The sequence below is a fragment of the Microcystis sp. LEGE 08355 genome (assembly GCF_015207185.1).
Classification (GTDB): Bacteria; Cyanobacteriota; Cyanobacteriia; order Cyanobacteriales; family Microcystaceae; genus Microcystis; species Microcystis panniformis.
This window is the reverse complement of record NZ_JADEXI010000158.1, coordinates 1-8,663: the sequence shown is the minus strand read 5'-3', so window position 1 is coordinate 8,663 and position 8,663 is coordinate 1. Positions and strand designations below refer to the sequence as shown.

Annotated in this window: 8 protein-coding genes; 6 read left to right on the top strand and 2 right to left on the bottom strand. The window is 39.0% G+C overall.

Going from position 1 to position 8,663, the window contains the following annotated elements; genetic code table 11:
• Positions 1-56: 56 nt before the first annotated feature.
• Together cobJ and IQ242_RS10265 are read right to left on the bottom strand one after the other, a co-directional pair.
• A complete protein-coding gene (gene cobJ / locus IQ242_RS10270) occupies positions 57-1,502 on the bottom strand; it encodes a precorrin-3B C(17)-methyltransferase (protein ID WP_193959893.1) in 1,446 nt (481 codons plus the stop codon).
• Positions 1,499-2,365, bottom strand: a complete 867-nt coding sequence (locus IQ242_RS10265) for a Uma2 family endonuclease (protein ID WP_193959892.1) — start codon at positions 2,363-2,365, stop codon at positions 1,499-1,501. The genes cobJ and IQ242_RS10265 overlap by 4 nt, the downstream gene beginning before the upstream one ends.
• Positions 2,366-2,598: 233 nt before the next feature.
• Here IQ242_RS10265 and IQ242_RS10260 point away from each other — a divergent pair, with 233 nt between their 5' ends.
• From IQ242_RS10260 to IQ242_RS10235, 6 genes are all read left to right on the top strand, one after another.
• Entirely contained in the window at positions 2,599-3,306 is a 708-nt protein-coding gene (locus tag IQ242_RS10260) for a hypothetical protein (protein ID WP_002740014.1), read from the top strand.
• A gap of 166 nt (positions 3,307-3,472) precedes the next feature.
• Complete coding sequence (locus tag IQ242_RS10255) at positions 3,473-3,901, top strand: DUF29 domain-containing protein (RefSeq protein WP_193959891.1); 429 nt, start codon at positions 3,473-3,475, stop codon at positions 3,899-3,901.
• Between the two features lie 64 nt (positions 3,902-3,965).
• Positions 3,966-7,145, top strand: coding sequence for an NACHT domain-containing NTPase (locus IQ242_RS10250; RefSeq protein WP_193959890.1), 3,180 nt, complete (start codon positions 3,966-3,968; stop codon positions 7,143-7,145).
• 78 nt (positions 7,146-7,223) lie between these two features.
• Complete coding sequence (locus tag IQ242_RS10245) at positions 7,224-7,529, top strand: DUF1257 domain-containing protein (protein ID WP_052276958.1); 306 nt, start codon at positions 7,224-7,226, stop codon at positions 7,527-7,529.
• A gap of 338 nt (positions 7,530-7,867) precedes the next feature.
• A complete protein-coding gene (locus tag IQ242_RS10240) occupies positions 7,868-8,092 on the top strand; it encodes a DUF433 domain-containing protein (protein WP_002745983.1) in 225 nt (74 codons plus the stop codon).
• Positions 8,089-8,421: a DUF5615 family PIN-like protein gene (locus IQ242_RS10235; protein WP_072927574.1), complete on the top strand. Its 333-nt coding sequence runs from the start codon at positions 8,089-8,091 to the stop codon at positions 8,419-8,421. The genes IQ242_RS10240 and IQ242_RS10235 overlap by 4 nt, the downstream gene beginning before the upstream one ends.
• Positions 8,422-8,663: the final 242 nt, after the last annotated feature.

Here is an 8,663-nt window from a genome sequence, read left to right as displayed (position 1 = left end):
ACACCCTACACCCCACACCCTGCCCCCACCGAAAAACTTTTTGCCGCAAACCCTACCTAATAGTGACGTGGAGTATAAACCCATTGCTTGCTTTTACCCTGCTCAATCAGGCGAGTTTTACTCGACCCGATCAAAATTATGGTTCGCATATCCGCATCTTTAATAGTCATATCCTCTAGGAATTTCACCGTCACTGTTTCCCCTTTTCGCCCTAAATTACGCGCTAGTACCACAGGAGTTTGCGGCGAGCGCCATTGTAATAAAATCTCTTTTGCCTTCTGCAATTGCCAAGTGCGCTCTTGAGACACAGGATTATAAAATGCGATCGCTAAATCTGCTCGGGCCGCTAACTCAATGCGCTGAGAAATCACCTGCCAAGATTTGAGAAGATCCGATAGGGAAATCGCACAAAAATCATGGCCTAAAGGTGCGCCAACCCTGGCAGCCGCCGCCTGCATCGCCGAAATCCCCGGACAGACCTGAATGGCCACCTGCTGCCATTCCTGTTTTGCTTTTTTTTCTAATACCTCAAACACAGCTGCAGCCATGGCATAAATTCCTGGATCTCCAGAGGAAACTAAGACAACCGATCGCCCCTTAGCCGCTAAATCTAGGGCCATTTCTGCGCGATCTAGTTCCACCCGATTATCCGATTCATGGCGGACAATTTCTGGTTTTCGCAGGGATTCTACCAAATCCAAATAGGTTTTATAACCCACCCAATCCGTGGCTTTTTCCAACACTTCTCGAACTTCCGGCGACATCCAATTTAGCGCACCCGGTCCAGTTCCGACTATGGCTAATTTACCTTGACTTTCCTGATCCAAATCCCCTGGGGACAAACCAAATTTTTCCTTACTTTGCTGGCTTTCCTCCCAGAGATAAACTAAACAGGTATTGCTAGGTTTTGCCAAGTTTAAGTTATTTTTATCGATAATCTCAATGCTCAATTTTGCTGCTGATGAAATTGGTAAATTACTATTTTTTAACCAGTCCGCTTCACCGATTAATTTTACTTTTTCACCTGCTAATAAATCGGACAGAAACTTCTTAGCATCATCGGGATTAACTAACTGATAACCCGGGGGGGGCGATAATAAAGTAGTTTTAAATCTAATATCACCAGTGGTGGTAATTGCGGGGGAAATTTGCCAAACCGAGGCAATTTGACGAGCGAGATCATTAACCCCTTGTAAACCCCCCAACAAAGGCACTACGGCGCTGCCATCTTCTGCGATTGCTAATACAGGTGGTTCTTGCCATTTATTAGTTAATAAAGGTGCTAAAGTGCGAATTAAAATACCCGCCGCACAAATTCCAATAATTGGCGTTCCCGTCTGGAAAAATTCTCGCACCGTTTCGCCAAAATTATTATAGGTAAAATCAGCCGACTGGGTACGATTTATTAACCCATAAATCACTGCTTCCGGTAGGGCCATTTGCACTTGACGAGCCACGGTAATGCTGGTTTCTCCTAAAATGAGAATAGCTGGAGGTTTCATTTGGCTTCCCCCGACTGCGCTGCGGTTAACTTTTGGATAAATTCTTGATGTTCTACCGAGTTAATTCCAGCCTTTAAGATGTCCAACACCCGTGACATATTGCCGTTGAGCATGGCTGAAACATCTAACCACAAACCCGGAAATACTAGAGAGTAAATCACTCCTTCTTGGTTGGGTAACAAAGAAATATAATCGCCATCTTGTAAACTAAACCAATCAATTTTTTGGTCAAATACTTGCCAAACAAGGTATTCTTGAATGCCACTGCGTCGATAAGCACGTTTTTTATCCCCTAAATCTATGGCGGCACTACTAGCGGCAATTTCTACCACTAATTCCGGCGATCCTTCTAGGTATCCCTCTACAGTTAGGGTTGATTTTCCCCCACTTTCTTGGCTGATTAATAACACCCCATCCGGCTGTAGTTCGTTGTCGATATCCAAGCGGACTGTTGGCTCAATACCCATTTGTACTTGGGGGGTAGCAACTTTGTATGTCCATAGCCAACCCACAAGATTGCCATGGGGTTCAGCATGAAATTTAAACCTTAATGGGGATGCCATATATACAACTCCTTCGATCAGTTCGGCTTTTTTTAATCCTGGCATAGCTTGATAACGGCGCTCGAATTCGGGACGAATTAAGCGATCCCCATTTTCTAACGGGGGTAAATGTTGAGTGGTTACAATCTGAGAAGTTAAGGATTTAACCGGAGAAGAAGTCATGGTGGCAGTCTTTGGGAACAAAACAGCATTGATTTTATTATAGATTGTTTCATTGGACTTCTTGAGGGATTTAATTTTTAACTGAAATTTCGCCAGAAGTCCTGAGCTTTTAGCGATGGGATGAATGGCAACCAACATATAGACAATTCCCCAAAACTATAGCATTTATCTTAGTGGTGAGGTACAAAATTTTCCTTTTGGGAAGTCGGTGGTCGATACCAAATTAGGTTACACTTCATCTAGTTATGAGAAACGCTGTCATAACTGATATAGCGCGCCTAAATGAAAGGTAAACGTCCTCTTCTAGAGCCTACCCATTCACGAATCAATTAGGCACACTATAACTGATAACTGATAATCGATAACTGATAATGTTGGTTCCCCTTACCCGTCAATCGATCGAGCAAATTGTCCCGATTATCGCCACAGGTCCCCAGTACGCTCACTATTGGGGTAAATGGTCTGATTTTCTGCGCCGTTTATTCATTTCTATCATCGCTCTCACCGCAGCTTGGTTAATCGGTAATTTATTCGGCCCTGGTGGTTTAACAATTAAACTGATTTTCGACATTATCGCCGGTTTATATTGGCTCTGGGGTCCAGTTTATTGGGCCAGTGTTCGCAATAATACCTATCGTCGTCTTCCCTACGGGGGGTTTTGGCGCGGTCGCGTTTTCGATGCTTTTGTCACCGAGGAATTAATCGGGGAAGAAGAAAGGGTCAATAAACGCGGGGAATTAGAGATTATCGAAAATCGCCAACGCTGTATTAATCTAGAAATCGGTGATCAAACTGGCTTTTCGGCGATCGTTCGCGCTCCCCTCAAACGCATCCATAAATCGATCCGTCCCGGAATGGTGGCCGAAGCTTTGTTAATGTCTCGAGATCCCGATTTAGGGGATATCAATCAGCTTTCTGATGTCCATCTTCCCCAACTCGACCAGTGGATAGGGGAATATCCCGTGCTGCGACGGGATATTTTTCAGCAAGTTAGTCGCGAATTAGGAGGGGGAAAAGAACCCCGGCCAAAACCTTCTCGTTATTCTAATAATGTCATCCGAAGACGCAAAACCCGTTAATGGTTCGGCGATCTTTGAAACGATGCTGGTTTCCCGGTCATCAATGAATCATAATTTACAGATTTTGGGTAATTTAATCCTTGTTTTTGCTGTTTTTGAACCATCAAAAATTAATTATGCAAGGGGTTCAATATAATGTTAATTGAGCTTAGAAGGAGATAAATTGATGACGGCATCCTATGAGCAAGACTTTGGACTTTGGGCCGAACAAATGGCCGATTTATTAGCCTCTGGTCGGTTTTCCGAGTTAGATATTGAGAATTTAGTCGAAGAGGTGCGGGATTTGTCGAAACGGGAGCGCGATCGCTTACTTGCTAGTCTCAGATTAATTTTGCATCATTTATTAAAGTGGGACTATCAACCTCAACGGCGATCCAGGGGTTGGTTGGGAACTATTCAGGGAGAAAGAGCTAATATTAGGCTTTATTTGGACGATAGCCCCAGTTTAAAGCGATATTTAACCGATGAAAGCCTATTTAAACTCTATGCTGTTGCTTGTTGCGATGCCTTTAGAGAGACGGGATTAGAGTTTCCCCCCGTTTGTCCCTACGGTATTGAGGATATTTTAAATCGTTCTCTTCATTTGTCGGAATGATAGACGAAAAACGATTAAAGTTGGTAAGCTTAGATAGTATCCACAGAATCTTAAGTTTATCGCCATGGTTGACCCGTTAATTGTCTGGGGGGTTACTCAAGCCGCAGGTTCGCTTGTTCGTTCAGTAATGCAAGATTTGGCCATAGAGGGTGCAAAAGATTACGGAAAGGAATTTTTTAAAAATAGTCTAGGTAAAGTGTTACACTTACCCGAAAAAGATGTTCAAAAAGAAGCTTATGGCAAAGCAATGAAGGAGTTTTTAGAACTCTTTCAGCAACAGTTAGAAATGGCCGATCTGGAAGATGATCAAATTAAAAACTTTGAAAAACCTCTCAAGACTTTTATTAAAGATGACCAAGTTAAACCTATTTTAGGGGATGCTTTTGATATTGATTGTCAAATTCTTGATACTTTGACGTTAGCTCAATCTTGGCAAAGACTCAATTTATCGCCGTTACCTGCTAAATTTAACTGGGAAAAACTCGGTAAATTTTATTTGAGAAAAACTCAGGAAATTATTCAAAATTCTGAAAAGCTAAGAGACGTTTTTTTAGTTAAGTTACAGAATAAAGATAGCCAAAATATTCAAGAAATAGCAGGAGTTAAAACAGATTACAATTTAGATGACTATGCCGAAGGCTTAAAAAAGGAATATGGCCATCTTAAATTAGAATCTTTAGACACAACGACTTATGAGCAAATCAAACTCTGGCGAATGTTTGTGCCGCAAAATGTGAGACGATGCAAACAATTTATTCCTCAACTTTATGAATTACCTAAAGAAGTGCTGCAGGAACTTGTAGATAGGGGAGAAATTACTCAAGCAGAACTACAACGAAAACGGCAAGAATATGTCAATGAAAAATTAGATCCTGTTTTGAATATCGTCAATTCTTCTGAATACCCAAGAACTGTAATTTTAGGTGATCCGGGTGCGGGAAAATCGAGTTTATTACAGTATTTAGCTTTAAATTGGGCTGAAAAAGAACTCAGTCAGCGTGTTTTGCTTCCCCTTCCTCTTTTGATAGAATTGCGTATTTATGCCAGAGATAAGGATGAAAAAAAATGTCAGAATATTCTAGAATTTTTCCATCAAGGTAATCTGATTTGTCATCTCAATCAACTTGCTTTAGATGATAAGCTTAAAAAAGGTCAGGCTCTTGTGCTTTTTGATGGTTTAGATGAAGTTTTTAATCCTCAATTAAGACAAGAAATTGTCACGGATATCAAACGTTTTAGTATTCAATATCCTCAAGTGCAGATTATTGTCACTTCTCGCTGGTTAGGATATAAAGCAGAAGAATTAAATCATGCTGGTTTTGAACATTTTATGATCCAAGATTTAGATAAAGATCAGATTGAAGATTTTATCAAACGTTGGCATGATTTAGCTTTTGAAAATCGAGATGATAAAACCCAAAAACAAGAACGTTTACAAAAGGCAATTAAGGAGTCAAAAGCGATTCGAGAATTAGCAGGAAATCCTTTATTATTAACGATGATGGCTATTCTAAATCGAACTCAAGAATTACCAAGAGATCGCTCAAAACTTTATGAAAAAGCGTCAGAGGTGTTATTACATCAATGGGATTTTGAAACCAAGGAAGGATTAATTGATCCTGAACTGAAAAAATATCTTTATAATATTGATCTACGAGATAAAAGGGACATTCTGCGTTTAGTCGCAAGTGCCATGCAAGCAGGGGAAAAAGGGTTAGATGCTAATTTAATCTATAAGGAAGAATTAGAAAATATTTTGACTCAATATCTTGAAGGAACGGGAATTAACAAACGAGATGCTAGTGATCTGACTGATTTAATTATCAAACAACTGCGCTATCGTAATTTTATTCTTTGTTCTTTAGGTGGCAATGCTTTTGCTTTTGTTCATCGAACTTTTTTAGAATACTTTTGTGCTTGCGAGTTTTATGAAAGATTTAAAAACCGAGGATTCCCAGACGGAATTACTCTTGAGGAATTGAAAACCAAAGTATTTGGAGAACATTATTCAGATACTGTTTGGAAAGAAGTTTTATGTTTATTGATGGGGATGCTAAGTGCAGAATTTCCCAAAGAAGTTGCTGAAGAATTAATTAACTATCTCCTTGATATGGAGGAAACATATAAAAAAATTTCTCATCTTTTTTTGGCAGCAGATTGTTATGGAGAATTGCGAAACCAGTCTATTTATGTTGAACTAAGTCAGCGATTGTTAGATAGTCTTCAATCCTTAACGTCTTATAGGTATGCTGGTAATTATTTTAAGGAAATAATAATTGCTAAAATCGGAAATATCTGGCAAAATGATCGGACAGGATGGAGTGTTCTTCAAGCCATAGCAGTTGAGCAAAATTACCGGAATTGCGAAAGAAAAGCTGTTAATCAATTATCTAGAATTGCTAAAATTCATTCTGAGGCGTTAGTTTATCTACAGGAAGTTGCTAGACAAGGTGAATCAGCGGCAGGTATAGCAGGTCAAGCTTTAGCCAATTATTGGCGAGATAATCCGCAAACTTTACCCATTATTCAACAACTAGCTAATAAGGGTGAATCAGAAGCAATTGAAGCTTTAGTAATTCATTGGCGAGATCACCATCAAACTTTACCCATTATTCAACAACAAGCGAATAAAAGTCAATGGAAAGCAATTGAAGTTTTAGCCAATTATTGGCGAGATAATCCTCAAACTTTACCCATTATTCAACAACTAGCTAATAAGGGTGAATCAGAAGCAATTGAAGCTTTAGCAAACCATTGGCGAGATGATCCTGAAACTTTACCCATTATTCAACAACAAGCTCATAAGGGTAAATCAGAAGCAATTAAAGCTTTAGTAACCCATTGGCGAGATAATCCGCAAACTTTACCCATTATTCAACAACAAGCTAACAAGGGTCAATCAAAAGCAATTCAAGCTTTAGCAAACCATTGGCGAGATAATCCTCAAACTTTACCCATTATTCAACAACAAGCTAATAAGGGTGAATCAGAAGCAATTGTAGCTTTAGTAACCCATTGGCGAGATAATCCTCAAACTTTACCCATTATTCAACAACTAGCTAATAAGGCTGAAGGGGAAATTATTGGATTTTTGACGGCATTAGGTAGAATAACAAATGACTCGGAAATAGGAGCAATTGTCGAAACCATATTAGCTAGAACGGATGTAGATGCTAAAATCAAAGAAGGTTTTCAAGAATTTCTTTACTATAGTAATTTCAGAGATTGGAGAAATCCCGATTAAGATAGTCAGAACAAAAGAGAGTGGGATAGTCAGAACAAAAGAAGCACTGGCGGTTATTTTTCTACTTTAACAACTAAAATAACTGATCCTGAAATTTTAGTAAAATCTTTGCAGGATTTAGGAATAATAGTTAAACGTGAAGCAGATGTTCGTGGTTTTAACGGTCAAAGAGTTAGAGCAGATATTGTTGCTGTGCTAGAGGGAGATTATGATCTAGGTTGGAATCTTAATACCGACGGAAGTTTTGACTTAATTGCTGATTTATCGGGAGTTGCTAAAAAACATGATCAAACTGAATTGATTAAGAGTATCAATGCAAAATATGCTGTTAATAAAACCCTTAAAGAAATTAAAGAGAGAGGTTTAAATAAGCGCAATCTCTAATCTGCTAATTTTGTAGGGTGCGTGTTTGCGGCTACTAATTCTGTTAAAAAACTCAAATTAACAATCCGCACCCCACGCAGCAAATTTATTATTAAATTGGTGCATTATGCTTTCGCACTTTACACCCTAAGAGTGGTAAGTAGTCGTGCAAAATAAATTTCCTGGTGAAGAAAGGCAAAAGGCAAGAGGCAAGAGGCAAAGGGGGGGTTAGATATGTGTAATTAATTTTGCCTAGGTACTTACGAAGTTGAAGGGTGATCGTTCTTGTCGGTGGGGTGGAGTGCGATCTCTGTCATCGAATAAGATATAATTGGGAAGGTCAAAATAATTAAAGCATTATGAGTTACCAAAACATTATTACCATTGAACCAGGAAAACGAAGCGGAAAACCCTGCATTCGAGGAATGCGTATAACTGTGTACGATATTCTAGAATATTTAGCAGCAGGAATGACAGAAGCAGAAATTCTTGAGGATTTTTCAGAATTAACTTCCGAGGATATCAAAGCTTGTTTGGCTTTTGCTGCTGATCGAGAGAAAAAATTATTTATCACCTCTTTATGAAACTGTTATTAGATGAAAATTTGTCAGATCGGATTATTGATAAAATAATTGATTTATATGCTGATTCTCAGCACGTCAAGACTTTAGGACTGATCAATACTGATGATGCACTTATCTGGGAATTTGCCAAATTCAACGATTTTGTAATTGTCTCTAAAGACTCCGATTTTCATCAGCGCAGTCTATTATATGGTCATCCACCAAAATTTATCTATCTTCGTATTGGTAATAGTCCCACTTCAAAAATTATCGAAATTTTAAGAGGTTATTTTTTAATTATTGTTGAATTTTTTGATAGTGAAACAGAAAGTCTGTTGATATTAGGTTGAGTGCGATCGCATCATTTTGCGATCGCCTAATCTTGTAGGGTGCGTTAGGCGGTTACTAATTTTGATGAAAAACCAAAATTAACAATCCGCACCCCACGCACCAACTTTGTCATTAAATTGGTGCGTTACTGCGATTAATTTTCTAACTGGATTGACCTAAGGAAACCCAACACACAATTAGATAGAGTTTGCCGAAAAAGCTTTTCGTGGGGTTAGGAGTCGGTCTTCAGTATCCAGTATTC

Coding starts and splice junctions, on each gene's coding strand:
- cobJ (WP_193959893.1), bottom strand. CDS start 1,502: ATGAAACCTCCAGCTATTCTCATTTTAGGAGAAACCAGCATTACCGTG.
- IQ242_RS10265 (WP_193959892.1), bottom strand. CDS start 2,365: ATGTTGGTTGCCATTCATCCCATCGCTAAAAGCTCAGGACTTCTGGCG.
- IQ242_RS10260 (WP_002740014.1), top strand. CDS start 2,599: ATGTTGGTTCCCCTTACCCGTCAATCGATCGAGCAAATTGTCCCGATT.
- IQ242_RS10255 (WP_193959891.1), top strand. CDS start 3,473: ATGACGGCATCCTATGAGCAAGACTTTGGACTTTGGGCCGAACAAATG.
- IQ242_RS10250 (WP_193959890.1), top strand. CDS start 3,966: ATGGTTGACCCGTTAATTGTCTGGGGGGTTACTCAAGCCGCAGGTTCG.
- IQ242_RS10240 (WP_002745983.1), top strand. CDS start 7,868: ATGAGTTACCAAAACATTATTACCATTGAACCAGGAAAACGAAGCGGA.
- IQ242_RS10235 (WP_072927574.1), top strand. CDS start 8,089: ATGAAACTGTTATTAGATGAAAATTTGTCAGATCGGATTATTGATAAA.